Annotated in this window: 26 protein-coding genes; 15 read left to right on the top strand and 11 right to left on the bottom strand. The window is 61.8% G+C overall.

The window, feature by feature from the left end:
- Positions 1 to 181: hypothetical protein (locus AC097W_RS19840; RefSeq protein ID WP_479603430.1), on the top strand; the 181-nt coding region annotated here is incomplete at its 5' end.
- Between the two features lie 93 nt (positions 182 to 274).
- Here AC097W_RS19840 and AC097W_RS19845 read toward each other — a convergent pair.
- From AC097W_RS19845 to AC097W_RS19895, 11 genes are all read right to left on the bottom strand, one after another.
- Positions 275 to 1,180, bottom strand: a complete 906-nt coding sequence (locus AC097W_RS19845; RefSeq protein WP_479604368.1) for a YihY/virulence factor BrkB family protein — start codon at positions 1,178 to 1,180, stop codon at positions 275 to 277.
- The gene (locus tag AC097W_RS19850) at positions 1,167 to 1,973 is read right to left on the bottom strand and encodes a S1 family peptidase (RefSeq protein WP_479604369.1); all 807 of its coding nucleotides are present in this window, start codon (positions 1,971 to 1,973) and stop codon (positions 1,167 to 1,169) included. The genes AC097W_RS19845 and AC097W_RS19850 overlap by 14 nt, the downstream gene beginning before the upstream one ends.
- Positions 1,974 to 2,042: 69 nt before the next feature.
- Entirely contained in the window at positions 2,043 to 3,995 is a 1,953-nt protein-coding gene (locus AC097W_RS19855) for a sensor histidine kinase (protein ID WP_479604370.1), read from the bottom strand.
- A 47-nt stretch (positions 3,996 to 4,042) separates the two neighbouring features.
- The gene (locus AC097W_RS19860) at positions 4,043 to 5,974 is read right to left on the bottom strand and encodes a YhgE/Pip family protein (RefSeq protein ID WP_479604371.1); all 1,932 of its coding nucleotides are present in this window, start codon (positions 5,972 to 5,974) and stop codon (positions 4,043 to 4,045) included.
- Between the two features lie 26 nt (positions 5,975 to 6,000).
- Positions 6,001 to 6,486, bottom strand: coding sequence for an Mpo1 family 2-hydroxy fatty acid dioxygenase (locus AC097W_RS19865; RefSeq protein WP_479604372.1), 486 nt, complete (start codon positions 6,484 to 6,486; stop codon positions 6,001 to 6,003).
- 40 nt (positions 6,487 to 6,526) lie between these two features.
- On the bottom strand, positions 6,527 to 7,657 hold the full coding sequence (locus AC097W_RS19870; RefSeq protein ID WP_479604373.1) for an FAD-dependent oxidoreductase: 1,131 nt from the start codon (positions 7,655 to 7,657) through the stop codon (positions 6,527 to 6,529).
- A gap of 5 nt (positions 7,658 to 7,662) precedes the next feature.
- Positions 7,663 to 8,358 carry a DUF3047 domain-containing protein gene (locus AC097W_RS19875; protein ID WP_479604374.1) on the bottom strand — a complete coding sequence of 232 codons (696 nt, stop codon included), beginning with the start codon at positions 8,356 to 8,358 and terminating at the stop codon, positions 7,663 to 7,665.
- 86 nt (positions 8,359 to 8,444) lie between these two features.
- On the bottom strand, positions 8,445 to 10,607 hold the full coding sequence (locus tag AC097W_RS19880; protein WP_479604375.1) for an FAD-dependent oxidoreductase: 2,163 nt from the start codon (positions 10,605 to 10,607) through the stop codon (positions 8,445 to 8,447).
- Positions 10,604 to 11,209 (bottom strand): CDP-alcohol phosphatidyltransferase family protein, encoded by a 606-nt coding sequence (locus AC097W_RS19885; protein WP_479604376.1) that lies wholly within the window; start codon positions 11,207 to 11,209, stop codon positions 10,604 to 10,606. Before AC097W_RS19885 ends, AC097W_RS19880 begins: the two co-directional genes overlap by 4 nt.
- 6 nt (positions 11,210 to 11,215) lie before the next feature.
- A complete protein-coding gene (locus AC097W_RS19890; RefSeq protein ID WP_479604377.1) occupies positions 11,216 to 11,737 on the bottom strand; it encodes a TlpA family protein disulfide reductase in 522 nt (173 codons plus the stop codon).
- 66 nt (positions 11,738 to 11,803) lie between these two features.
- On the bottom strand, positions 11,804 to 12,445 hold the full coding sequence (locus tag AC097W_RS19895; protein ID WP_479604378.1) for an ATP-binding cassette domain-containing protein: 642 nt from the start codon (positions 12,443 to 12,445) through the stop codon (positions 11,804 to 11,806).
- A 179-nt stretch (positions 12,446 to 12,624) separates the two neighbouring features.
- Here AC097W_RS19895 and AC097W_RS19900 point away from each other — a divergent pair, with 179 nt between their 5' ends.
- The 14 genes from AC097W_RS19900 to AC097W_RS19965 all read left to right on the top strand — a co-directional run bounded on the left by AC097W_RS19900 (position 12,625) and on the right by AC097W_RS19965 (position 25,795).
- A complete protein-coding gene (locus tag AC097W_RS19900) occupies positions 12,625 to 13,428 on the top strand; it encodes an enoyl-CoA hydratase-related protein (protein WP_479604379.1) in 804 nt (267 codons plus the stop codon).
- Positions 13,429 to 13,436: 8 nt separating this feature from the next.
- Complete coding sequence (gene paaI / locus AC097W_RS19905) at positions 13,437 to 13,922, top strand: hydroxyphenylacetyl-CoA thioesterase PaaI (RefSeq protein WP_479604380.1); 486 nt, start codon at positions 13,437 to 13,439, stop codon at positions 13,920 to 13,922.
- The gene (gene paaK, locus AC097W_RS19910) at positions 13,919 to 15,241 is read left to right on the top strand and encodes a phenylacetate--CoA ligase PaaK (RefSeq protein ID WP_479604381.1); all 1,323 of its coding nucleotides are present in this window, start codon (positions 13,919 to 13,921) and stop codon (positions 15,239 to 15,241) included. Before paaI ends, paaK begins: the two co-directional genes overlap by 4 nt.
- Positions 15,242 to 15,262: 21 nt before the next feature.
- Complete coding sequence (gene paaA, locus AC097W_RS19915) at positions 15,263 to 16,270, top strand: 1,2-phenylacetyl-CoA epoxidase subunit PaaA (protein WP_479604382.1); 1,008 nt, start codon at positions 15,263 to 15,265, stop codon at positions 16,268 to 16,270.
- A 31-nt stretch (positions 16,271 to 16,301) separates the two neighbouring features.
- Entirely contained in the window at positions 16,302 to 16,592 is a 291-nt protein-coding gene (paaB, locus tag AC097W_RS19920; protein WP_479604383.1) for a 1,2-phenylacetyl-CoA epoxidase subunit PaaB, read from the top strand.
- A 29-nt stretch (positions 16,593 to 16,621) separates the two neighbouring features.
- Positions 16,622 to 17,407, top strand: a complete 786-nt coding sequence (paaC, locus tag AC097W_RS19925) for a 1,2-phenylacetyl-CoA epoxidase subunit PaaC (protein WP_479604434.1) — start codon at positions 16,622 to 16,624, stop codon at positions 17,405 to 17,407.
- On the top strand, positions 17,401 to 17,949 hold the full coding sequence (paaD, locus tag AC097W_RS19930; protein WP_479604435.1) for a 1,2-phenylacetyl-CoA epoxidase subunit PaaD: 549 nt from the start codon (positions 17,401 to 17,403) through the stop codon (positions 17,947 to 17,949). Before paaC ends, paaD begins: the two co-directional genes overlap by 7 nt.
- An 11-nt stretch (positions 17,950 to 17,960) precedes the next feature.
- Positions 17,961 to 19,055, top strand: coding sequence for a 1,2-phenylacetyl-CoA epoxidase subunit PaaE (gene paaE, locus AC097W_RS19935; RefSeq protein WP_479604384.1), 1,095 nt, complete (start codon positions 17,961 to 17,963; stop codon positions 19,053 to 19,055).
- Positions 19,056 to 19,085: 30 nt separating this feature from the next.
- The gene (locus tag AC097W_RS19940; protein ID WP_479604385.1) at positions 19,086 to 19,721 is read left to right on the top strand and encodes a TetR/AcrR family transcriptional regulator; all 636 of its coding nucleotides are present in this window, start codon (positions 19,086 to 19,088) and stop codon (positions 19,719 to 19,721) included.
- 2 nt (positions 19,722 to 19,723) lie between these two features.
- Positions 19,724 to 20,938: a 3-oxoadipyl-CoA thiolase gene (gene pcaF, locus AC097W_RS19945; protein WP_479604386.1), complete on the top strand. Its 1,215-nt coding sequence runs from the start codon at positions 19,724 to 19,726 to the stop codon at positions 20,936 to 20,938.
- Positions 20,939 to 21,010: 72 nt separating this feature from the next.
- Positions 21,011 to 22,156: an ABC transporter substrate-binding protein gene (locus AC097W_RS19950; RefSeq protein WP_479604387.1), complete on the top strand. Its 1,146-nt coding sequence runs from the start codon at positions 21,011 to 21,013 to the stop codon at positions 22,154 to 22,156.
- A gap of 32 nt (positions 22,157 to 22,188) precedes the next feature.
- Positions 22,189 to 23,214, top strand: a complete 1,026-nt coding sequence (locus AC097W_RS19955; RefSeq protein WP_479604388.1) for a branched-chain amino acid ABC transporter permease — start codon at positions 22,189 to 22,191, stop codon at positions 23,212 to 23,214.
- Entirely contained in the window at positions 23,211 to 25,046 is a 1,836-nt protein-coding gene (locus AC097W_RS19960) for a branched-chain amino acid ABC transporter ATP-binding protein/permease (RefSeq protein ID WP_479604389.1), read from the top strand. Before AC097W_RS19955 ends, AC097W_RS19960 begins: the two co-directional genes overlap by 4 nt.
- Positions 25,043 to 25,795 (top strand): ABC transporter ATP-binding protein, encoded by a 753-nt coding sequence (locus AC097W_RS19965; protein WP_479604390.1) that lies wholly within the window; start codon positions 25,043 to 25,045, stop codon positions 25,793 to 25,795. Before AC097W_RS19960 ends, AC097W_RS19965 begins: the two co-directional genes overlap by 4 nt.
- Positions 25,796 to 25,798 lie beyond the last annotated feature (3 nt).

A 25,798-nucleotide genomic window follows, 5' to 3' on the forward strand; every position in this document is an offset into this window, starting at 1 on the left:
ATTGTTCCCCGCGCTCTACTCCAATAGCGCAGTGGCATCCGGCAAAACCCGCTCGCAAGTGAGCACCGAGATGGCTCAGGCACAGCGCGCTGGCAACAGCGGTGATGTGATCGAGCCTGCTACCGGCCAGAAGCTCAGCACGCTGTTCCCCGCCAAATACGCGGCAAAATCTGCGAATTAATTCCTGGGTAACTTAAAAAAAGGGCGCGGTGTCTTGGACACCGCGCCCTTTTGAATTTTGGGATCCGTACACTCCGCGCTTGGTCGTAGACGGTCAAGTCATTCGCCGCGAGCCAAACCGGTGCGCAAAGACCCATGTGAATTCGGCGCCGAGTAAAAACACCTGTGCCGACCAGTAAACCCACACCAGCAACACCACAATGGAACTGGCCGCGCCGAAACCGGACGCTACGCCGCTGCCGCTGATATACCAGCCAATGGCGCCCTTGCCCAGGGTGAACAGCGAGGCCGTCACGGCGCTGCCCAGCCAGACGTCAGTCCAGCCGATGCGCTCGCGCGGCATGTACTTGTAGATCAGGGCAAACAGCGTCGCCGTCAACACAAAACCGAAGGCATGGTTTGCCAAGACCAGCAGCGCCTCCCAGCTGCCGAACACGGGCGCCCACCAACGGCCCCATGCTGCCAGCGCAGCGCTCACGGCCAGAGAGACCATCAGCAAAAAGCCGATTCCCAGAATAAGGCCGAAGGACATCAGGCGTGTGCGCAGCAAGAGCCAGCCTCCATGGAAGTTGCTCACCATCGGGGCGGGGCCTGGTGCAGGCACCTTCCAGATGCGGTTCAGCGAATCCTGCAACTCGGCAAATACGGTTGTCGCACCCAGCAACAGCAACACAATGCCCACCGTGGTGCCAATCAAGGACTGGTCGTTGCGTTGAACACTCTTGAGCAAGCTTTCCACTGCAGCCGCCCCATCCCTGCCCAGCAAGCCGGAAAGTTGCCCCAAAATTTCGCCGCGCGCGGCATCCAGCCCGAACACCGCGCCTGCGACACTGATGGCAATGAGCAAGAGCGGCGCCATCGAGAACAGCGTGTAGTAGGCCAGTGCTGCGCCCATGGTGGGTGCGCGGTCGTCCAGCCAAGCATGCAGAGTTGCCTTCAACAGATCCGCCATTCCGCGCGGTGTCAAGGCTACGGTCAATGGGTTGTCAGTGACTTTCACGGGTCAGCATGAGGAGAATATCGGCGTACCAGACACAGTTCAGGCCGAGCGACTCGTCGAGCACCAAGTCACGGTTTCCCATGTCCATTCGGGAGGAATGCACACCCAGCAGTTTCCAGGGCAGGGCGCTTGCTTCTGGTCCCTGGGTCGGGTCGCGTAACACAACGGGCGCACCACTGATACCGCGGTGCGTGCGGGCATCTGTCAGAAAATAGCCTTGTCCCTGAAAGCGGATGCCGAAAGGCGACGCAATAACAGCGTGGCGCAGCACCGGCAGGTGGTGCACGGCATCGTGAAAACCCAGCGGAAAGCCCACGACCAGAATGGTTTCGCCAACGGGTACTTCCGCAAAGGTTTTCACCAGATGCGCTGGCGTAAAAGCGTGAATGACGGCAGAGGCTGGCAAACGGCTGCGGTCCACTTCCAGAACGGCGACGTCAATGTCACCGCCCGCGTCGCGGCCTTGCCGCCATGCCGCTTTTCCGTCCTCGTACAGCAGGATGGAAAAGCGCACGGAGCGTGTCAAATCATTGGCATCCACATGCAACTCAATTTCCAGACGGTCAGGCGCATGCTGCGTTGCCTTGTCGATCAGCACATGGCGGCTCGTGACCAAGTACAGCCGCTCATCACGTTCGAAGAAGAAACCACTGGCATTCGTCAGCCCCTGGGTGCCAAAAAAGGTGGATACGCGCGGTGTGGTCAGGAAAAGTGGGTCGGCAGAGGCGCGGGTAAGCGTCAAATCTGCTACAGCATCGGTCGGTTGGTCGACAGGAATCTGGCTTGGAATCATCCGCCTAGTGTGGTGGCTACAGCGAGCGCGGTCTGTTCGCCAAAGCACCGACTGCCATGCAATCGCGCCTCACCCCAGTTGCGGCGCATTCAACGGCAGCAGAATCCGAAAAGTTGTGCCGTTCTTTACGACGCTTTCTACTTCCAGACTTCCGCCCAATATCCCGGTGACTATGTTGTGTGAGATGCTGAGGCCCAAGCCAGAGCCGCCCTGTCCAAAGCGGGTAGTGAAGAAAGGCTCAAACACCCGTTCCAGGTATTCCGGCGGAATGCCTGCACCGGCGTCATGTATCGTCATTTCTACCAGCCCTGTTGCAAGGGTTGTAGCCCACAGGGTGACACAACCTGCCGGCCCACCACCATAGCCATGGATGATTGCGTTGTTGATAAGGTTACTGATGACCTGACCCAGCGGGCCAGGGAAGCCATCGAATTCAATGTCCGGCGGAATATCGGTCACCACTTTGCACCCCGACGCATGAATGGCGGGATGCATGGTCAGCACACTTTCTGCAACCAGGGACCGCAAAATAAATTTCCGGCGTTTGGAACTGCTGCGATCCACCGCAACCTGTTTGAAGCTGTCTATCAGCTCGACGGCCCTGGACAGATTGCGCATCAACAAGTCGGTGCCGGATCTGGAGTTCTCAATGAATTGATTCAGTTCAGACCGTCGCAAACCTGCGCTCAGCGAAAGTTCCAACGCGTTCAACTGGTGATCCATCGTCGTGCTCACCGTCAGGCAATTGCCGATGGGTGTGTTGATTTCGTGCGCGACTCCGGCCACGATCGCTCCCAGTGCCGCCAGCTTTTCGGCATTCAGCAGGTCATCACGGGTTTGTTTGAGCGTGCTCACCACGATCGACAACTCCTGATTCGCTTGTTGAAGTTTTTGGGTGCGATCATGGACGCGCTCTTCCAGTGTGGCGTTCAGTTCACGGGTCTGCTGCGCGCTCACTGCTTGCAATCGCTCCGCTTCGGTCAGGCCGTCGACCATTTCGTTAAAACCCAGAACGATCTTTTGCAGGTCCGGGTCATCAACCGGTCGCATATGCCGGTCGCTGAGACCGGGAAACGCCTTCATGTGCTCCACCATCAGGCCAATGGGCCGCGTGAAGCGCCAAACCAGAAAAAAACAGATGCCGGTCAGCCCGATGGCCATCATAGCGCCCATGGCGCTGACCACTTTGGCCGCGTGCTGGAAAGGCAGGATTGCCTCCGCTTCAGGTATTTGCCCCCCCAAAATCCACCCCGTAGTTTTTATACCTTTGACGGCTGTCAGCATGGGGACGCCAGCGCTGGTAACGGTGCTGTCGGCGCCTTCAAATCCATTCAGGGCGGCATCAACCACGCGGTTGACCCCAGGGTCTGCGCCGGGCCCCATGATTCGCTTGGGGTCTGGATGGGAAATAAGGACTCGGTCGCGGGTCAACACAAAGAAATATCCGCCTTCTCCAATCTTCCGTTTGGACAGGGCTGCGAACAGGTTATCGCCGAGCAGCTCAAAACTGCCGTGCAGCCTGCCAATCATCTTTCCCTGTGCGTCCTTGACCGGAATGACTATCGTGATTGCGGGCCGTCCCTGCGCGCGCAATGATGAAAAGGGCTTCGATATGAATCGGGTCTGGGTTTGGGTGGGCACCTTGAAAAACTCGGCATTCGCGATGCTTCTGCCCCGCAGGCCAGCCTGAAACGGGCTTTCCGCCACCACGCGGCCGTCTTCAGACGCCAGAATCACGGCGTTGTCAAAGGTGGCCTTGAGCGCTGAGCGCGAATCAAGAAAGTTCTGCCCGACATCTGGATCCGCCAACATTCGCGGGGTTACGTTTTTAGCCTCACTCTCCAACGCTCTCACCGCCAGGTTCAGCTTGGAATCCAGCTCATCTGCCATTGATTGCACCAGAATCCACTGGTCTTGTTTGAGTGCATTGACGGTTTCATTGCGTAAATAGGTCAATGCACCCCAGATGATGCTCGCCACAAAAATCGCAAATGCCAGAGCAACCGTCAAGACGATTTGCATCCGTAGGCTAGGGCGGGTCAATTGCATAGGTGCTCAGTGCCCGGAGATCAAAGGTCAATCGCCGGTCGCATGGCCGTGTGCCGCACGTACCGCCATCGCCCCACGGTGGCCGCCAGTGCGGCGGCGGCGGCACCTGCCAGGCCCACCAGCAACAGGGGCTGCTGCCACAAGCCATCGTAGGCGCCAAACATGCTCGCCTTGAGAGCCCTGACCACCCAGGTTAGCGGCAACCACGGGCTGATGTTGACGAACACGCTCCCACTGAGCTCTACCGGAATAATGCCGCCTGAGGAGGAGAGTTGCACAGCCAGGAAGATCATCGCCAGCGCTTTTCCAGCGTCGCCAAACGCCCGGGTCAGGGCGAAAACGATGCACAGAAAAGTGAGCGATGCAATCACCAGTGTCAGCGCGAATACCGCCGGCTGGAATATGTGCATGTGAAGAACATACTGCACGGTCAACAGCACCAGCAGGGCCTGCGCTACCACCACGATGGCAGGAATGCAGAACTTGCCAAGAAACTGCGCGGGTGTTGAAAAAGACTGTGCATGGCGGGGTAGCACGCGCACATTGATCAGGAAAGCTGCGATCGCAGCCCCCAGCCAGAGCGCGCCCGGAATGACATTGGGCGCAAAGCCGCTGCCGTTGTTCTGAACCATGGCATCCACTTCCACATGGGGCTCTACGGAGTTGGCCAGCCCCTGTGCGCTTCCGTCGGGCGTGGGCGCGGCCGCAGGCAAGGAGGCGGAGAGCAGGTTCAGCCCCGCCGTCAGGTGCTGTGCGCCGGCCTGGATTTTTTTTGTTCCGTCCGACACAGCGACAGTGCCCGCCATCAGGTCACCGGCGCCATCGTCCAGACTGTCGAGCTGGCCTTCGTCGGGCAGCTTGCTGATCATGGTCCGCATGCCGTTGCCCAGTGCGCGTACGCCGCTGGCGAGCGAGCCAACGCCGGCGCTGAGCCGGCCGGCCCCCTCCGTCAGTTTTTGCTGCGCGTCGCCTGCGGCCGCCAGCCCGTCGTCCAGCTGGGAGACGCTGCTGGCGAGCTGGCTGACGCCTTCGGTCACCTTATTGGTGACCAGGAAACTGCTGCTGGTTTCATCCTTGAAGGTATCCACCCCCAGTTTGATGCGTTGCGATCCCGCCTTCAGTTCTGTGAGGCCCCGGCCCAGTTCCTCATGGCCCGCAGCCAGTGCTTCTGCCCCAGTGGTGAGCCGGGTGAGGTCGGCGTCCGGCGGTCGTCGCGCCTCCATGGTGCGCAGCCCGGTGCCCAACTGCCGCACTCCGGTTGTCATCTGGCCAACGCCATCGTTGAGTCGCCCTGCACCCTTGGTGACGGCCCGCGCACCGGTGGCGGTTTGGTCGGATCCAGCGGCGAGTTCCTGGGCTCCGTTGCGCAGCTGGTCAACCCCATCACGCAGGCGTTCCACACTGCGCTGGGATCCGGTCGCATTGGAGAGCACCAGTGCCCAGCGCCGCTCGTTCAGACTTTCATTGACCTCGTGTCCCAGCTCGCGGGCGAAATGGCGTGCGAGGTTGGCGCTCTCGAAGCTGTTGCCCTCCGAGGTGTGAATAACCAGCTTCCCGCCGCCCGCTTCGGCCCCCGGAATGGCGTTGGAGCTGAAATCCCGGGGGATGATCAGGGCAAACGCGAGCTTGCCCTGGCGCACGTTCTGGCGCGCCTGTTGCTCGTCGGCGTAGTCCTTGAAGCCGAAGGTGTGACTTTTCTTGAGCCTTGAGATCACCTCGGCGCCCACATTGAAAACGTACCCCCGGTACTCCACACCTTCATCCAGATTGACCAGGGCCACGGCAAGTGCCCCGGTGTTGGCCGCGGGGTCCCACACCGCAGAGAGGTAGATAACGGCATACAAGGCCGGTATCAGCGCGACTGCCAGGGTGGCCAGCAGCATCTTGGGGTAGCGCACGAAAAACCGGGATTCAATTCTGGCAATGAAGACCACTTGGCGAAAGAAATGCATGGTGTTCTTCAGTCAATTTATTGCGACTACCAGCGCACGCCGAGTTTGCCAAAAAGCTTGCTCAGCACAAAAAGTGGTCCCACCCACAGATACTGGACGTCTTCAAAGAACGACGGCTTTTTGCCTTCCAATTTATGGCCGATGAACTGAAAAATCCACGCCACCACGAAGATGGCCAGGCATGCATGGACCAGAATCCCGCGGGCGTCCATCGCGTGAATGAGGGCCAACATGCCGAATGAGCCTGCGACCATGGTGACCAGAAAAACCGCCGACAGCCGCGCGTAATAGACCATGCTGGCCGCCACGAATGCATAGGCTGCCAGCGGATGCAATGCATATATCAGGCCAACTAGGCTGAGCATGATCAGCGGGATGGCGACAAAGTGAATCACCTCGTTGGTGGGGTGTGTGTGGCTTTCGCCGTAATGGGCCAGAAGCTGGTCCACCCTGCGCTGAGGAGGAGCACCCGGTGGCGTACCGGACGATGAGGGGGTATCAGCCGTAGTCATGCCTGTCTCCTTTTTTTTGTATCCGCTGAATTGAATCAGATTATTGTGCTGGGCGGGCGTAGCGGGCCATAAACCGCCGGTCGATTGCGTCTTTTAGCCACCACACCCAGCGGCCCTGCGCGCTATATTTACCCCAACTCCCAACGGCGTACCGGTCACCACACGCCAGCAGGTGGAGGGGGGAGGCAGATGGTTCGTAGGGCTGGAGCGCGCTGCCCGAGGTGGTGGCCGCCAGGTTGTGCAGCAAGGCCGGGCCGGCGCGCGCGGCCTCAGCGCCCGCTGCAAAGACCCGGCTGTGGTTGGTGGAGCGTTGGTACGCGTCCACGGCAATGCAACCCTGGTCGTCAAGCGTCAGGCCGCTGTTGGCCAGCCACGCCGGGGCTTGTACGCCGGTGGCTAGCAGGGGTACGTCGCATGCCAGATCGGCGCCGCAGCCCAATTGAACAGCTCCGGCTTTGAGCGCCACCGCCACATCCTGCAGCACGGTGACCTTGCGTGCTTTCAACACGGCCATCAGGCGCTGTCGAACGGGTTGGGGGTAGCGGGCGCCGGCCGATTCAAGACCGCTCAGCAGTGTGACCGAAGCGGTGGGCAGGCGGTGGCGCACGGAGAGGGCCATCTCGATCCCTGCGGCGCCTGCGCCAATCACGGTCACACGCAGAGGGCGTGCATCGCCCATTTCAGCGACGCGAGGCCAGAGCGCCGCGAAGGCTTCAATCGGGCGCGCAAAGAGCCCGTGCTCGCGCGCTCCGGGGATGGTCTGCTCCATCGCTTCGCGGTTCTGGACTGGCGCGGTGTTGACCGAAAGCCAATCGAAATGCAGCGCGCTGGCGTCATCGAGCGCGAGGGTTTGCGCTTGTGCGTCCACTGCAACGACGCTGCGCTGCAGCCATCGTATGCCGCTGCGTTTCACCAGGGGCTCCAGCGGGATGACGCAGTCTTCCAGTGGGTAGTGATTGGCTATGAAGCCGGGCACCATGCCTGAGACCATCTGGCGCGGATGGGGGGCCACCAATGTGACCTGAACCCCGGACATGGGCTGCGCAGCCAGTGTCGCCAGCACATGCAAATGCGCGTCGCCCGATCCCAGCAGAACCAGTTGGCGTGGCCGATGGGCCGGATTTTCTGGCGCGAGGGTGTCAGAGAATGCAGAAGGGGCGGCAGCGGTCATGCCGCCTATTGTTCCACGAGCGAGAGGTCGTCCAGATAGGCCAGGCTGGAGCCGCCCGTGTTGTCGGAATCAGCCCCGGCCACAATGGCCAACAGGGGCGGAACCGTGTCGGTTTCTGCGCCAAAACTGCGCAGAAAATCGGCACGCAGATCGCGGCTATGGGTCACCCACTGCTGTAAGGGGGTGTTGGCGGAGTTCAGCACGATGAAGCGCACCCGCCGGGTGTAGGCGTTGGCCAGCTCCGCGCCAACGGGCAGCTTCTGGTCCCACACGTAACACAGCGTGGCGCCGGGCAGGTACTCACCGCTGGCGGTGCGGGCCAGGCGCAGCAGGTTGCGCTCGACAAAGCCGAGCCTGTCCAAGGGCAGGTCAAACATCGCGCAGACCTTGAGGGGTGCGTCGTCGCCCTCTTTGCGCCGCAGGTCCGCGTCTGCCACCGGTTGGTCCAGCCGCCAGCGCCAGCGCAGGGTTCCAGCGGGAGTCTGCGCCGGCAGGGCGTGGCTCACGGTGCCGTAGGAGTGTTCGGTGCGAAGGCGCAGCACCTTTTGAGTGCCGAGCTGAACGATGTCCAGTTCAGCCAGCGGCGCCTTGTTGGCAGGCAGGCCCACCACGCGCCAGGGTGCCGGCGGCGGCCCCAAAGCCGCGCCGGAAAACGGCTTCAGTGTTTGAGCCTGGGCGGGGGCTGATAAAAGAAAGAACAAGCCAAATAGACCGCTAGCCCCCGTGGATAATGCGCGAGCAGCTATGGAACTAATAGCAAGAACGCTCTGCATCAGTTGTTGCATGTTCAGCCCCGTCGCCAGTCGTGGAACCTGCGCACCCACTCCAGCAACCGGTGGGGTTGATGCGCGCGCTTCCATTCCCCCGCGGCGTATTTATTGGCCTCTGACAGCGTGGGGTAGGTGTGAATCGTTCCCAGAATCTTGTTCAAGCCCAGGCCGTGGCGCATGGCCAGCACGTATTCGGCCAGCAAATCGCCCGCATGGGTTCCCACGATGGTGACGCCCAGAATGGTGTCTTTGCCTGGCACCGTGAGCACTTTGACAAAGCCGTGGGCTTCGCTGTCTGCAATGGCGCGGTCCAGGTCGTCAATCCCGTATTTCGTTACTTCGAAAGCAATGCCTTTTTCCCGCGCCTCCTGTTCGTTCAGCCCCACGCGCGCCACCTCGGGGTCGATGAACGTCGCCCAGGGAATGACGGAGTAGTCGGCCTTGAAACGCTTGAAGTCGCCAAACAGCGCGTTCACCGCCGCATACCAGGCCTGGTGCGCCGCCACGTGGGTGAACTGGAACGGCCCGGCCACGTCACCGGCTGCGTAAATATTGGGGTAGATGGTTTGCAGGTATTCGTTGGTCTGCACCGTTTTTTCGGTGGGTACGCCCAGGTCCTCCAGTCCGTAGCCCGTCAGGCGTGCGACCCGGCCCACGGCGCAGAGCAGTTGGTCAAACGCGATGCGCTTCTCGGTGCCGCCGTGCTCCACCACCAGCACTTTTTCATCGCCTGCCAGCTCGCAGCGCAGGGCTTTGTGGCCCGTGAGCACCTGGACGCCATCGGCCTGCAAGGCAGCGGCGGCCAATGCCGACACTTCTTCGTCTTCGCGCACCATGATGCGCGGGCCCATCTCGATCTGCGTCACCGCAGAGCCCAAGCGGGCAAAGGCTTGCGCCAGTTCGCAACCAATCGGGCCACCGCCCAGTACGACCAGGCGCTTCGGAACGTCGTCCAGCCGGGCGAAGGTGTCCCACAGGGTATCGCTGGTGACATAGCCGACCGCATCCAGACCGGGCAGCGGCGGGACAAAGGGCCGCGCACCCGCGGCGATCACGATGCTGCGCGTGGTCAGTATCTGTTTGCCGCCGTCGTTCAGCGCAATCTCTACCGTCCAGGGGTTGATGATTTTGGCGTAGCCCTGCAGCACCTCCACGCCCAGTCCGGTGTAGCGCGCCACGCTGTCGTGCGGCTCGATAGCCGCAATCACGTCGTGTATGCGCTGCATCACCGCCTTGAAGCGAAAGGCGGGTGTCGTATTGCTCAGGCCGTAGCGGGCACCCTGGCGCATCTGGTGGGCCAGCTTGGCGCTCTTGATGAGGGCCTTGCTGGGAACGCAGCCGTAGTTCAGGCAGTCGCCGCCCATTTTGTGGGCTTCCACCAACGTGACTTTGGCCTTGACCACGGCCGCAATGTAGGCCGATACCAGCCCGCCCGCGCCACCGCCGATCACGATCAGGTTGCGATCGAAAGTTTGGGGCCGCACGTTGTTCCAGCGCGCATACACCTTGCGTCGCTGCACCGCGTCCATTACCTTGCGAGCCACCAGCGGAAACAGGCCCAGCAGCACGAAAGAGCCCAGCAAGCCGGGGCTCACGATGTCGCGCAGGGACTGGATCTGCGCCAGCTGGGTACCGGCATTCACATACACCGCGGTGCCCGCAAGCATGCCGAGCTGACTGACCCAATAGAAGGTCCAGGTTCGCATGGTGGTCAGGCCCATCGCGAGGTTGATCACGAAGAACGGCACCACGGGAATCAGCCGCAGGCTGAACAGGTACAGGGGGCCGTCCCGTTCCACGCCGCGGTTGATCTCTGCCAGCCGGTTTCCAAAGCGGGCCTGCACGCTGGCCTGCAACACAAAGCGCGCCATCAGGAAGGACACCGTCGCACCCAGGGTGGATGCAAATGACACGAGCAGTAAGCCCCAGCCCAGTCCCAGCACGCCGCCGCCTGCCAGCGTCAGAATCGCGGCGCCGGGCAGGGAAAGCGAGGCCACCGCCACATACGCCGCAAAGTAGGCGCCGCGAACGAACCACGGCGACTGCGCGTAGAGCGCTGCAAAGCTCGCCTGGCTCTCTTTGAGGTAAGCCAGGCTGAGGAAGCGCCCCAGATCCAGCGCAAAAAACAGGACGACAGCCACGCCGATGCCAGCCAGTAATAACGCCTTGGATAGTTTCATTTCAACGCCTTCCAGCCCCAGCCGATGCGGGTGGCAATGGTGATGGCACACAGTGCCGAAAAGGAATAGGCCAGCAACGCAAAATGTTGTGGCCACAGGCACATGGCTGCAAAACAGGCCAGCGTTTCAGTGGCTTCCGTCAGCCCACCCAAAAAGTAAAACGACTTGTCGGGGTAATCCAGGCTGGTGAGCCCGCGCTTGGCAGCCAGCGTGGCAAAGGCCAGAAAGCTGCTGCTGGTGCCCACAAACGCCGCCAGCAGTGTGGCCGCAGCCAACGCGTTGGCGCCCGGGTTGGCCACCGCAAAAGCCAGCGGAATGCTGGCATAAAACAGGAAGTCCAGCGCGATGTCCAGAAACCCGCCTGCGTCTGTGCTGTGGGTCTGGCGCGCGACGGCGCCGTCGAGTGCATCGCAGATTCTTGAGATAAAAATGGCTGTAGCCCCCGTCAGATATGCGCTGTTAGCTATCAAAATTGCAGCAAACAAGCCGACTGCAAAACCCACCACGGTGATGGAGTTGGCGCCTACGCCCGCGCGCACCAGTACTTTGGCGGCCGCGGTAACCGGGGGGCGGAGCAGGGTGATGGCGAAACGGTCAAGCATGGAGCGTCAGGGAAGCAGCTCTGCCACGCCATCCCACACCTCGGGCGCAAGGCGCCCTTCAAATCGGGCAACCACCTTGCCTCGGGCATCCACCAGCAATGTCAGGGGTAGCCGGGTGGGCGCGGGAACCAGCGCATCCTGCCGCAACGCGAGCAGTCCACTGGCAGGCATCTGGGTGCGCGAGGCAATATTTTCGTAGCCGACCCAGTCATCGCGGGCCCGGTCTACATTGACAGTGACCAGCACAAATGGCTTGCCCCTCCATCCGGCGAGGTTGGCGCGCAACTCGGGCAGGCTGTCCCGGCAAACGGCACAGGTGGTTGACCAGAAAAACACCACACTGACCTTGTTCTGGATTGCTGTCGGCGTAAACCGCTTGCCCGCCAGGTCCGATGCCTGCAATTGCAGGGCTTGCCCGATGGTCGATGGATCTTTGGCCGGTTGGTCCGGTGTTGCAACTTGCGCGTGCGCAATCGTGACCCCGAGGGATAAGACCATGGCGATGCTGCGCAAGTAGGTTTTCATCATGGCGTCTAGTCTAGTGGTCAAAGCGCATTAGTCGCCCAGGGGCGCCGTTTCTTACCTGGTTGCGCTTTATGCCGTTGAGATCGTGTCGGCCAATACGGTGATGTGGTGAGGGTCTGCCACGTCAGCGGCATCATGCGTCACCAGTAGTGCAGGAATTTTCCGTTGTCGAATCATCTCGAATACCAGCGCCCGGATGCGGGTACGCAAGGCTGCGTCCAGCTTGGAGAAGGGTTCGTCCAGTAGTAACGCATGTGGCTTGGCCAAAAGCGCACGCGCCAGGGCAATACGGGCACGCTGGCCGCCCGATAGGGTAGCCGGGTTGGCTTGCGAAAAATCCGGCATTTCCACATCCACCAATGCCTGTGCAACCTGTGCTTCGCGCTGGTTTTCTGGGCCGGCCGGTACTGCAAACAGCAGGTTTTCGCGCACCGTCATATGGGCGAACAGAAGGTCATCCTGAAACAAGATTCCGACATGGCGACGCTCGGTAGGAAGGTGCTCTATGCGCAGGCCGTTCAGCGCAATGTCGCCGTCAAAGGTCAAACCTTCCGGCAGCGTGCCACAGACCGCCGCCAGCAAGCTCGATTTGCCGGATCCGCTGGCGCCCATGACCGTGTGGATCACGCCGGGTGGCACGGTCAGGGCCAGATGCTGCAGAAGCGGCACGCCTGCCGCGGCAAGCGTTCGCACCGTAAGGGTCAGGCTCATCGGGGGCGTTGTGCAGGCATCCAGTCATTGTCACTCCAATCGCCCGAACTAAGGGTTTGTCCGTAGGCTTTTGACTTGCATCAGACAAGCCAAAGATAGTAAAGTCAACCGTCCGGTCGGTCTATTATGTTTGTTGTAGATCAAAGACCGTCAAACCTGCTTCTATCCGTAAATGAAAAATGCCTGAATCCCTGATCCTGTCGTCGCAAGTGGGTGCGGTACGAACCCTGACGCTAAACCGTCCGGCTTCGCTCAACAGCTTTACCGCTGAAATGCACGGGCAGCTGCTGGCGGCGCTCAACGAAGCCGCACAGGATGCCGCTGTGCGTTGCGTGGTGCTGACGGGTGCCGGGCGTGGCTTTTGCGCTGGACAGGATCTGGCCGACCCATCGGTCGCGCCCGACACCACCCCCGGCGCAAGCCCAAAAGACCTGGGCGATGTCATTGCACGTTTTTACCGGCCGCTGGTGCTGCGCTTGCGCAGCATGCCGGTGCCGGTGGTGGCCGCCGTGAACGGCGTAGCCGCCGGGGCGGGGGCCAACCTGGCGCTCAACTGCGACTTGGTCGTGGCCGGTCGCGCAGCCAGCTTTATTCAGGCCTTCAGCAAAATCGGCCTTCTTCCCGACGCAGGCGGCACCTGGTTGCTGCCGCGTCTGGTCGGTCGCGGACAGGCCATGGGGCTGGCGCTACTGGGCGACAAGCTTCCCGCGGCCGACGCGGAACGCATCGGCTTGATCTGGAAGTGTGTGGACGACGCTGCGCTGGTGCAAGAGGTGCAGGCGCTGGCGGCACGACTGGCCGCCATGCCCACCCGGGCGTTGGTGGCTGCCCGCAAGGCCATGGACGGTGCGCAACTGTTGTCGTTGGAAGACGCACTGGATGCCGAAGCGCGGGCACAACGCGAACTGGGCAATGCATCGGACTACCAGGAAGGTCTGGCCGCATTTGCAGCCAAACGCCCAGCCCAATTCACCGACCGTTGAGCCCCGCTATGCCCCACGCCATTTCCAAGCAACCGCATTCTCCCCAAGACGTGGCCGACCAGGTGCGCGTCGGTTTGTTCCTGAACGACCACGCTTCCAAAGCGTTGGGCATGCAGGTTATAGAAGTAACGCCTGGCTGCGCCACGGTGCACATGGTGGTGCGCAAGGACATGCTCAATGGTCACCAGACCTGCCATGGCGGGTTTTTGTCCACACTGGCCGATACGGCTTTTGCCTTTGCCTGCAATTCGTATGGGGAGTTGACCGTGGCATCGGGCTTCAGCATCGATTTTCTGGCACCCGGCCGGGAAGGCGATGCGCTGATGGCGCGCTGCACCGAAGTGTCCCGCGCCGGCCGCACGGGTGTCTATGACGCCGAGATCGTGAACCAGCAGGGTATTCGTCTGGCCGTTTTTCGCGGTCGCTCGTACACCATCAAAGGCAAGCCGGCTGTACCGACGGTATCGGCTGAAATCCCAAGGACACCCACATGACCGTGAAACACCCCGCCCCCGGCGACCTGGAAGCCATAGAGACAGCCAGCCGCGACGAAATCACCGCTCTGCAACTGCAGCGTTTGCAGCAAACTCTGCAGCGCGCCTATGACAACGTGCCGCACTACCGCCAGGCCTTTGATGCCAAGGGCGTACACCCCAGCGACTTGAAACAGCTCAGCGACTTGTCGAAGTTCCCGTTCACGGTCAAGAAAGACCTGCGCGACAACTACCCGTTTGGCCTGTTTGCCGTGCCGCGCACCCAGGTGGCGCGCATCCACGCTTCATCTGGCACCACCGGCAAGCCGACGGTCGTGGGCTACACGCAAAACGATATCGACACCTGGGCGAATCTGGTAGCGCGCTCCATCCGGGCAGCCGGTGGCCGCCGGGGTGACATCTGCCATATTGCCTACGGCTATGGCCTGTTCACCGGCGGGCTGGGCGCGCACTATGGTGCCGAAAAACTGGGTTGTACGGTAATCCCCATGTCGGGTGGTCAGACCGAAAAGCAGGTGCAACTGATTCAGGACTTCAAGCCCGACATCATCATGGTCACACCCAGCTACATGCAGGTGATCATTGAAGAGTTTGCGCGCCAGGGGCTGGACCCGGCTGCCAGTTCCTTGAAGATCGGCATCTTTGGTGCCGAGCCCTGGACCGAGGCCATGCGCCGTGATCTGGAGGCCAAAGCCGGTCTGGATGCCGTCGACATTTACGGCCTCTCCGAAGTCATGGGCCCGGGTGTGGCCAGCGAGTGCATTGAAACCAAAGACGGCCCGGTGATTTGGGAAGACCATTTTTACCCCGAGATCATTGACCCGCTGACCGGCGAAGTGCTGCCCGATGGTGCCGAGGGCGAGTTGGTGTTCACCTCGCTCACCAAAGAGGCGCTGCCCATCATCCGCTACCGCACGCGCGACCTCACGCGCCTGCTGCCACCCACCGCGCGGTCCTTCCGCCGCATGGGCAAAATTGTGGGCCGAAGTGACGACATGCTCATCATCCGCGGCGTCAATGTGTTCCCCACACAAATTGAAGAAATCGTGCTACAGCACACCAAGCTCTCGGGGCAGTACCAGATTCTGGTCAGCCGAGACGGCGCGCTGGACCAGGTGGAAGTGCACTGCGAAATCCAGCCCGCCGCAGGCCAGATGGGCGAGACCGAACTGCGTGAAATCGGCGGATGGGTGGAACACCGCATCAAGACCCTGGTGGGCATCTCCACCCGCGCCGTGGTGCTGGTGCCCGACTCCATTCAACGCACGCTGACCGGCAAAGCAAGGCGCGTGGTCGATTCCCGCTCGCGCAGTAACTGACAACGCAAGGAAAGGACACCTATGTACACCCAAGCAATGGACACCATGACCCCTGAGCCCGGCAACGGCAAAAAGGCGGTGCGTTCGGCCGAAGAAATGGTGCTGGAAGAACGCTTCGAGGCCCGCATTGACGCGGGCGATTTCATCGAAGCCAAAGACTGGATGCCCGAGCACTACCGCAAGACGCTGGTGCGCCAGATCAGCCAGCACGCGCATTCGGAGATCGTCGGCATGCTGCCCGAGGGCAACTGGATTACCCGCGCGCCCACGCTCAAGCGCAAAGCCATTTTGCTGGCCAAGGTGCAAGACGAAGGCGGCCACGGGCTGTATCTGTACGCTGCAGCGGAAACCCTGGGCACTTCGCGCGACCAGCTGCTCGACGCGCTGCACACCGGCAAGGCCAAATACAGCTCCATCTTCAACTACCCCACGCTGACCTGGGCCGACATGGGCACCATCGGCTGGCTGGTGGACGGCGCGGCCATCATGAACCAGGTGCCGATTTGCCGCTGCTCGTATGCACCGTATGCCCGCGCCATGATCCGCATCTGCCGGGAAGAAAGCTTTCACCAGCGCCAAGGCTATGAAGCTTTGCTGACCATGATGAAAGGCACCGACGCGCAGCGTGCTTTGGTGCAGGAGTCGGTCAACCGCTGGTGGTGGCCGTCGATCATGATGTTCGGCCCGCCCGATGACCAGTCGCCCAACACCGCGCAGTCGATGCGCTGGGGCATCAAGCGCGTCAGCAACGACGAGCTGCGCCAGAAATTCATTGACGCCACCGTGGACCAGGCCAAGGTGCTCGGCATCACGTTGCCTGATCCAGACCTGAAATGGAACGAGGAGCGCCAGCACTACGACTACGGCGTGATTGACTGGCCTGAATTCTGGCGCGTGGTGGGTGGCGACGGCCCCTGCAATCGCGAGCGACTGGGCGCCCGCGTCAAGGCCTGGGACGACGGCGCCTGGGTGCGCGAAGCAGCGCTGGCCCACGCCGGCAAGCAGGATGTGACCCGCAAGGCCGCCTGACATGACTCAACCAACATCCGAAGGAATTGCGATGACCACTCAAAATGAATGGCCCCTGTGGGAAGTTTTTGTGCGCACCAAGGCCGGCCTGGACCACAAGCATTGCGGCAGCCTGCACGCGACCGATGCCAAGATGGCTATCCAGCTGGCACGCGATGTGTACACCCGCCGCCAGGAGGGCAGCAGCCTGTGGGTGGTGCGCTCGGACCAGATTGTGGCCAGCGATCCGGGCGACAAAGCCATGTTCTTTGATCCGATGGAAGACAAGGTATACCGCCATCCCACTTTCTACGCGCTGCCCGAATCCGTGGACCACATGTGAATGAGATGCGTGCCATGAGCCCAACCTTGATGCCAACCTCGATTCAACCCAGCCGCGATCCTGCGGTCCAATACGTGCTGCGCCTGGCCGACACCTGCCTGATTCTGGGCCAGCGTCTGGGCGAGTGGTGCGGCCACGCGCCGGTTCTGGAAGAAGACATTGCGCTCACCAACACGGCGCTTGATTTGATTGGCCAGGCCCGTGCTCTGCTGACCCGTGCCGGACAAATCGGTGCGCAAAAAGGCGCGCCCTTGCTGGACGAAGACCAGCTGGCTTTCCTGCGCGAAGAGCGCGACTATTTGAACGTGACCCTGGTCGAGTTGCCGCGTGGTGACTTCGCCTTTACCGTGGTGCGCAACGCGATGGTGGCCACGTTCCTGAAATTGATGTGGCAGCGCTTGGCAGAGTCATCCGATGCCGAGCTGGCGGCCATTGCCGGCAAGGCCGTCAAGGAGGCACGCTACCACCAGCAGCATGCGGGCGACTGGGTGGTGCGTCTGGGTGATGGCACCGCTGAATCGCGCCAGCGCGTTGAGACTGCGCTGGAAAGCCTCTGGCGCTACACCCCCGAGCTGCTGGAGGACGATGCGGTGGATGAGCAAGCCGCTGCGTCGGGCCTGGGCCCCCGCTGGTCGGAGTTGCGCGAACCCTGGCTGGCTGACATGGCCATGCTGCTGGATGAGGCGGGTTTGGTTGTGCCCAAGGACTCCGCCTTTCGCAGCACCGGCAAGCGCGGTGTGCACAGCGAGCACATGGGCCACATCCTCCCCGAGATGCAATATCTGCAGCGCGCCTACCCCGGGGGAACCTGGTGAACGCTGTGGCGCCAGACCCGCACGCAGCCCGTATCGCGCAGGTTTGGGCGGTGCTGGCCGATGTGCTTGACCCCGAAGTGCCCGCCTTGTCGGTGTGCGACCTGGGCATCGTGCGCGATGTATTGCCGCAAGGCGATGCATTGGACTGCGCGCTGGAGATTGTGCTCACGCCCACCTATTCGGGTTGCCCGGCCACCGAGCTGATTGAGCGCAACGTGCTGGAGGCTATTGAAGCGGCGGGGCTGGGCCCTGCCACCGCCCGGCTGCAACGCGCACCCGCCTGGACCACCGACTGGATCAGTGAAGACGGTCGGCGCAAGCTGCGCGAGTACGGCATTGCACCCCCATGCACGCTGGCTGCTGGTGATGCCGTGCCCATGCGCTTTATCAGCCGGCGGCTGGCGACGCAAGAAGCCATAGCCTGCCCGCGTTGCGCCAGCACCCATACCACGCAGCTGTCCGCCTATGGCTCCACTGCCTGCAAGTCTTTGTACCGTTGCCTGGCGTGCCAGGAGCCGTTTGAATATTTCAAGCCCATTTAAGCGAGTTTGATATGAGCATTATTTTTCATCCTCTGACCGTTCGTTCGGTCGAGCCCGATACCGCCGAGGCCGTGATCGTCGCGTTCGCCGTACCGCCAGAATTGCGTACGGTGTTTGGCTTCACGCAGGGCCAGTACCTCACGCTACGCACCCAGATTGACGGGCAGGACCTGCGTCGCTCGTACTCCATCTGTGCGGGAGTGGACGATGGCGAGTTGCGCGTGGGCGTGCGCAAGGTCAAGGGTGGGGTGTTTTCCAACTGGATCAACGCCAGCCTGAAAGTGGGTGACACGATTCAGGTAATGGCGCCGCAAGGGCGCTTTTTTGTACCGCTGGACCCCGCCGCGCACCGCCACCATGTGGGCATTGCCGGTGGCAGTGGCATTACCCCCATTCTGTCGATCATGAAAACCGTGTTGGCGCGCGAGCCACACAGCCAGTTCACGCTGATTTACGGCAACCGCCAGCTGCGCTCCACCATGTTCAAGGAAGAGCTGGAAGACCTGAAGAACCGCTATATGTCGCGCCTGGTGCTGCAGCATGTGTTCTCGGATGAGCACACCGATGCGCCCCTGAACAGCGGTGTGATGAACCGCGAAAAAATCGCCGAATTCTTGGGCCCACTGATGCCGGCCAGCAGCATTGACCATGTCTACATCTGCGGCCCGTTCCAGATGAACGACGAGGCCGAGACCGCGCTGCTGGCAGCGGGTGTGCCTGAGGAACGCATTCACATCGAGCGCTTTGGCGTCGCGCAGTTGCCAGCGGACCGCAAAACCGAAGTAGGGGCTGTGATTCACGAAGCCAAACCCGGTGACGCCGAAGTGGCGCGTATCGTCATCGTGCGCGATGGCCTGCGCCGCGAAATCGAGTTTCGCAAAGACCAGCCGAGCATTCTGGACTGCGCCTCGGCGGCGGGGTTGGAGGTGCCGTTCTCGTGTACCTCTGGCGTGTGCGGAACCTGCCGGGCCAAAGTGCTGGAAGGCGCCGTGCGCATGGAGCGCAACTTTGCCCTCGACAAGAATGAAGTGGCGGCTGGCTTTGTACTGACCTGCCAGGCGCACCCACTGACGGAGCGCGTGGTACTGTCGTTTGATGATCGCTAACCCCAATCCCAAACACATGAGAGCAAGCTGATGGCCCGCGGACGCGCCCCCGGATACGACGACCAGCGCGAGATGATTCTCGCCCGCGCGGCCCACCTGTTTGCGCGCCGTGGCTACCCCGCTACGTCCATGAATCAGGTGGCCGAGGCCTGTGGGCTCTCCAAGGCCACGCTGTACCACTACTACCGCGATAAATACAGTTTGCTGGTCAGTATTGCCGACAGCCATGTCTCGCGTCTGCAGGCACTGGTGGCCGATGTCACCGCCCTGACCCTGCCGCCCGAGCAGTTGATGCGCGAACTCATTCGCCGCATCGTTGAAGAGTATGCGGATGCACAAGATGCACACCACGTGCTGACCGAAGACGTGAAGTTTTTGCAGCCCGAAGACCGCGAGCGCGTCCTGGGCAAGGAGCGCGAGGTGGTGGCGGGTTTTGCACGCGCGGTAGCGGGCATTCGCCCCGAGCTCAAGCAGGCCGCGCTGACCACTCCGCTCACCATGCTGCTGTTCGGAATGATCAACTGGATGTTCACCTGGATGAAGCCGGAAGGTGAACTGGATTACGACACACTGGCACCCATCGTGGCCGACCTGTTCATGGGTGGCCTCGGAGCCATCAAGCCGCCCGAAAAACTGATTTCCCTGACAACAATGGCTGGAGTTTGAAGATGACATTTCCCCTGAATGCATGGATTGTCGATGGCATGCGCACCCCCATCGGTCGCTACGGCGGCGCACTGGCACCTATGCGCCCGGATGATCTGGGCGCCGTTCCCATTCGCGCGCTGATGGAGCGCAACCCCAGCGTGGATTGGGCGGCTATTGACGACGTGCTGTATGGCTGCGCCAACCAGGCCGGCGAAGACAACCGCAACGTGGCGCGCATGGCGGCCTTGCTGGCCGGGCTGCCGGTGGAGGTGCCCGGTGTCACACTGAACCGGCTGTGCGGCTCGGGGCTGGACGCCGTTGCCATGGCGGCCCGCACCATTGCGGCCGGTGAGGCGGACCTGGTGATCGCCGGGGGCGTAGAGAGCATGACCCGCGCACCATTTGTCATGGCCAAGGCGGATAGCGCGTTCTCCCGCTCGGTCAAGGTAGAAGACACCACCATTGGCTGGCGCTTCGTCAATCCCAAAATGAAGGCGGCTTATGGCATTGACTCCATGCCGGAGACCGCCGAGAACGTCGCCACGGAATTTGGTATTTCGCGTGCCGATCAGGATCAGCTTGCGCTGCGCTCGCAGCAGCGCTGGCAGGCGGCGCATGAGGCCGGCTTTTTTACGGGAGAAATCGTACCGGTCCGCGTGCCCAAGGGAAAGGGCGAGTCCAGCCTCTTCTCCGTGGATGAACACCCGCGTGGTTCCACTAGCCTGGCGCAGCTTGCGGCGCTCAAAGGCATTGTGCTTCCGACGGGTTCGGTGACGGCGGGCAACGCGTCGGGCGTGAACGACGGTTCGTGTGCGCTGTTGCTGGCGTCAGATGCCGCAGTCAAACGCTACGGTCTGACGCCCCGGGCCCGTGTGGTTGGTTCGGCCGTCGCCGGCGTGGCCCCGCGCATCATGGGCATCGGCCCCGCACCTGCCACCCAGAAGTTGTTGAAGCGGCTCGGCTGGTCTGTCGGCGATCTGGATGTGATTGAACTCAATGAAGCCTTTGCTGCGCAGGGTCTGGCTGTGCTGCGCCAGCTCGGCATTGCCGACGATGCTGCGCACGTCAACGCCAACGGCGGTGCCATCGCCATGGGGCACCCCCTGGGTGCATCTGGCGCGCGCCTGGCCTTGACGGCCATGCGCCAGCTTGAGAGAACTGGCGGCAAGCGGGCGCTGGCAACCATGTGCATCGGTGTCGGTCAGGGCATCGCTCTGGCGATTGAGCGGGCTTAGAAGAGGTGAGAAAGACCCATCCGGGATGTGTATTTATTTTCGATTTTCATTAACCATAAAAGGAGACAAACCATGAAATTTTTCAAACCCCTCGCGCTGGTAGCCGCACTGGTGGCCAGTTCGCTGGTTCATGCGGACATCAATGTCGGCGTCGTCGTGTCCGCCACGGGCCCTGCTGCTTCACTCGGTATTCCCGAAAAAAATACGATTGCACTGATGCCCAAGACCATCGGTGGTCAGAAGATCAACTACATCATTCTGGACGATGCGTCCGACACCACGGCCGCCGTCAGCAACACGCGCAAGCTGATCACCGAGAGCAAGGTCGACGTGATTCTGGGTTCCACCATTACACCCAACTCGCTGGCCATGATTGACGTGGTGGCCGAGGCGCAGACGCCGATGATTTCGATGGCCGCCTCTGCGCGCATTGTGGAACCGCAAGACGCCAAGAAGCGCTGGGTTTTCAAGACCCCGCAAAACGACATCATGATGTCCCTGGCCATTGCAGAGCACATGGCCAACAGTGGTATCAAGACGGTGGCTTTCATCGGCTTCTCGGATGCCTACGGCGAAGGCTGGTTTCAGGAATTCACCAAGGCTGCTGCTTTGAAGAAGCTGCAAATTGTGGGCAGCGAGCGCTTTGCACGCTCTGACACGGCGGTCACCGGGCAGGTTCTCAAGACCATAGCCGCCAAGCCCGATGCGGTACTGATTGCCGGTTCCGGCACGCCTGCCGCATTGCCCCAGAAGGCGCTCAAAGAGCGTGGTTACGCTGGCAAGGTTTACCAGACCCACGGCATCGCCAATGCCGACTTTCTGCGCGTCGGTGGCAAGGATGTGGAAGGCACCTTTTTGCCCGCAGGCCCAGTGCTCGTAGCGGACCAGTTGCCAGCCGGTCATCCATTGAAAAAATCGGCACTGGCCTATGTGGCGGCCTATGAAGCCGCGTATGGCAAGGGCACCGTGTCTACCTTTGGTGGTCATGCGTGGGATGCGGGCGCGCTGATGAGCGCGGCGGTGCCCCAGGCGCTCAAAAAAGCCAAGCCCGGTACGGTTGAATTTCGCATGGCCCTTCGCGATGCGCTGGAGCAAGTCAAGGAGATGCCCGGTGCACACGGCATTTTCAACATGAGCGCGGCTGACCACCTGGGTCTGGACCAGCGCGCACGCGTGATGGTCAAGATCGAGAACGGCGCCTGGAAATTCCAGCCTTAAACAGTCTTCATCGGACTTGAACGGACCCCACCATGGATTTGCAGATCGCAATGCTGCTCGCGCAGGACGGTATCGTCAATGGCGCGGTTTACGGGATGATGGCGCTGGCTTTGGTGCTGGTGTTCTCCGTAACCCGCGTAATCTTCATACCGCAAGGCGAGCTGGTGGCATTTGCTGCCTTGTCCATGGCAACGCTGCAGGCGGGGCGCGTGCCGCCTACCCTGTGGCTGGTGCTGGTGCTGTCGGCTATTGCATTGGCTGTAGAGGTGCTGCGCTACAAGCGCGGGGCACTGGTCGACTGGCCTTCCACTTTGGTGTGGACCGTGTTGTTTCCGGGCGCCGCCAGTGCGCTGGTGCTGCTGCACCCGGAGTCCTTGTTCAGCCAGACGGTTGCCACGCTGTTGCTGGTAACGCCGCTGGGCCCGCTGTTGTACCGCCTGGCGTATCGGCCGCTGGCGGACGCCACGGTGCTGATGCTGCTCATTGTGTCAGTGGCCTTGCACAGTGTGCTGGTGGGCTTGGGCCTGCTGTTCTTTGGGGCCGAGGGTTCGCGCACCACACCCTATTCCGACCTGCGTTTTGACGTGGGCGGTTTGACAATCACCGGCCAATCGCTGGTGGTGGTGGGGGTTGCGTTCAGCCTGGTGCTCGCCCTGTTTCTGTTTTTTGGACGCTCCATTGTGGGCAAGGCCTTGCGTGCCACGGCGATGAACCGGGTCGGCGCACGGCTGATGGGCATTCCCACGGAGCTCTCTGGCGATGTGAGTTTTGCACTGGCAGGCCTGATTGGGGCAGTGTGTGGTTTGCTGATTGCGCCCATGACCACCATGTATTACGACACCGGATTTCTCATCGGGCTGAAGGGCTTTGTGGCCGCCATTGTGGGGGGGCTGGCCAGCTATCCGCTGGCGCTGGCCGGGGCTTTGCTGGTCGGTCAGCTGGAAGCGTTTGCGTCGTTCTGGGCGAGTCCGTTTAAAGAGGTGCTGGTGTTTACCTTGATCATTCCTGTGTTGTTGTGGCGCTCGATCAACAGCCACCATGTGGAGGACGAGGAATGACGCCCCGCCGCCTTACTGTTCTTTGTGTGGCCGCGCTGGCGCTGGTCTGGGGCTGGCTGCCCGAGTACAGCATCACTCTGCTTAACTACATTGGTTTGTATGCCATGGTGGCCGCAGGGCTGGTGTTGCTCACGGGCGTGGGTGGCATGACCTCGTTTGGGCAGGCCGCCTTTGTCGGCTTGGGTGCCTACGCCACGGCGTGGGTCTGCACGTCGGCTGCGGTGGCGCACGCGCTGGATGGGTGGCTCGCGCCGTCGCTGTTGCCCTGGCTGGGCTTGCTGCTGGGTCTGGCGGTGACCGCCGTGGTGGCCTGGACGCTGGGCCGCATCACGCTCAAGTTGTCGGGTCACTATTTGCCGCTGGGCACCATTGCGTGGGGTCTCAGCCTGTATTACCTGTTTGGCAATCTGGAGTTTTTGGGTGGCCACACCGGCATTTCGGGCGTGCCACCACTCACCATCGCGGGGCTCTCGCTGGCCGAGCCGCGCTGGTTGGGTCTGGCCATCTGGGCGGTGCTGCTGTTTGCGCTGTGGGCTCTGCACAACCTGCTGGATTCGCGCGAGGGGCGAGCTATTCGCGCGCTCAAGACCAGCCGCGTCATGGCCGAATCCATGGGCGTGGACACCGCTACCTACCGGGTCAAGGTGTTTGTGCTGGCAGCCTTGCTGGCGGCGGTGTCAGGCTGGTTCTATGCGCACCTTCAGCGCTTTGTGAACCCTTCACCGTTCAGCTTGTCCATCGGTATTGAATTTCTGTTCATGGCGGTGGTGGGGGGTGCGGGCCACCTGTGGGGCGCGGTGCTGGGGGCTGCGCTCATTACCCTGCTCAAGTCCAAGTTGCAGGACATCCTGCCGCAGCTGCTGGGTGCTACGGGCAATTTTGAAGTGATTGTTTTTGGCTTGCTGATGTTGTTTGTGCTGCAACGCTTTGCCGATGGACTGTGGCCCTCGCTGGCACGCAGGGCGCAGCGCTTTATGAAGGCCGACGCACCACCATCTGAGGCTAAGGAAGTGACCGCTGCCACATTGCCCCAGCGCGCTTTACCGCCGGTGGGACAAGTGGTTCTGGAGGCGCGCACCGTCACCAAACGTTTTGGCGGTCTGGTGGCCAACAACGCGGTCAGCATGGACGTAAAAGCAGGCGAGGTGCACGCGCTGATTGGCCCTAACGGGGCTGGCAAGAGCACATTTTTCAACATGATTTCTGGCGTGGATTCGCCCACCTCGGGTGATGTGGTGCTGATGGGGCAGGCCATGAACGGCAAGCCCGCCCGCGACTTTGCATTGCTCGGGTTGGGGCGCACCTTTCAGCACGTGCGCCTGCTCGGGGCCCGCAGCGTGCTGGAGAACGTGGCCCTGGGCGCGCATCGCCGGGGGCGCAGCGGTTGGCTGTCCACCATGCTGCGCCTGGACCGCGCACAAGAGGCCGCATTGCGCAACGAGGCGCGTCGCCAGATTGAGCGCTGTGGGCTCGCTGCGTTTGCCGATGCACCAGCGTCTTCACTCGCGCTGGGGCAACAGCGCGTGATCGAAATTGCAAGGGCGTTGGCCAGCCAGCCTGCGGTCTTGTTGCTGGACGAACCTGCTGCCGGTCTGCGCCATCTCGAAAAACAGGCGCTCGCCACGCTGCTCAAACAATTGCGCGCCGAAGGCGTTGGCATTTTGGTGGTGGAACACGATATGGAGTTTGTGATGAACCTTGCCGACCGCATTACCGTGCTGGAATTTGGAGCGGTGATTGCCCAGGGCTCCCCCGCCGAGGTGCAAGCCAATCCGCGCGTGCTCGATGCGTATCTGGGCGGCAGCGACGAGTGGACAGAGGTGGCCGCATGAACCAGCCGACCGTTCAACCCGTTCTTGTCCTCAACGATTTCTGCGTCTCCTACGGTTCAGTGGAAGCGGTGCACCGCGTGAATCTGGTGGTTAACGAAGGCGAAATTGTCACCGTGATTGGCCCCAATGGCGCCGGTAAAACCACCTTGCTGTGCGCGGCCATGGGCTTGCTGCCGTCCACCGGAGCACTCACGCTGGCGGGCGAGTTGATCAAGCGCCCAACCGTTGAGGCCATGGTGGCGCGCGGTGTGGCCCTGGTGCCCGAGAAGCGCGAGCTGTTTGCCGAAATGTCGGTGGAAGACAACCTGCTGCTGGGCGGCTTCTCGCGCTGGCGCAAGGGTCAGCGTGACCAGCGTGAACGCATGCAAGAGGTGTTTTCCATCTTTCCGCGCCTGGAAGAGCGCCGCGCGCAATTCGCCGCGACGCTGTCGGGTGGCGAGCGGCAAATGCTGGCCATTGGCCGCGCCCTGATGGCACGGCCGCGCCTGCTGATGCTCGATGAGCCCTCGTTGGGCCTGGCGCCCCTCATCGTGCGCGAGGTGTTGCAGGTGGTGGCCTCACTGCGCAAGCTGGGTGTGTCGGTGCTGCTGGTGGAGCAGAACGCCCGCGCCGCACTGCAACTGGCGGATCGCGCCTATGTGCTGGAGATGGGTGCTGTGGCGCTCAGTGGCGATGCCCCGTCGCTCTTGCGTGACCGACGCATTATTGACACCTACCTGGGTATGGGCGCCAAGCGAGACGCCGCTTAACCC

It is taken from the genome of Rhodoferax sp. GT1R46 (assembly GCF_056521285.1).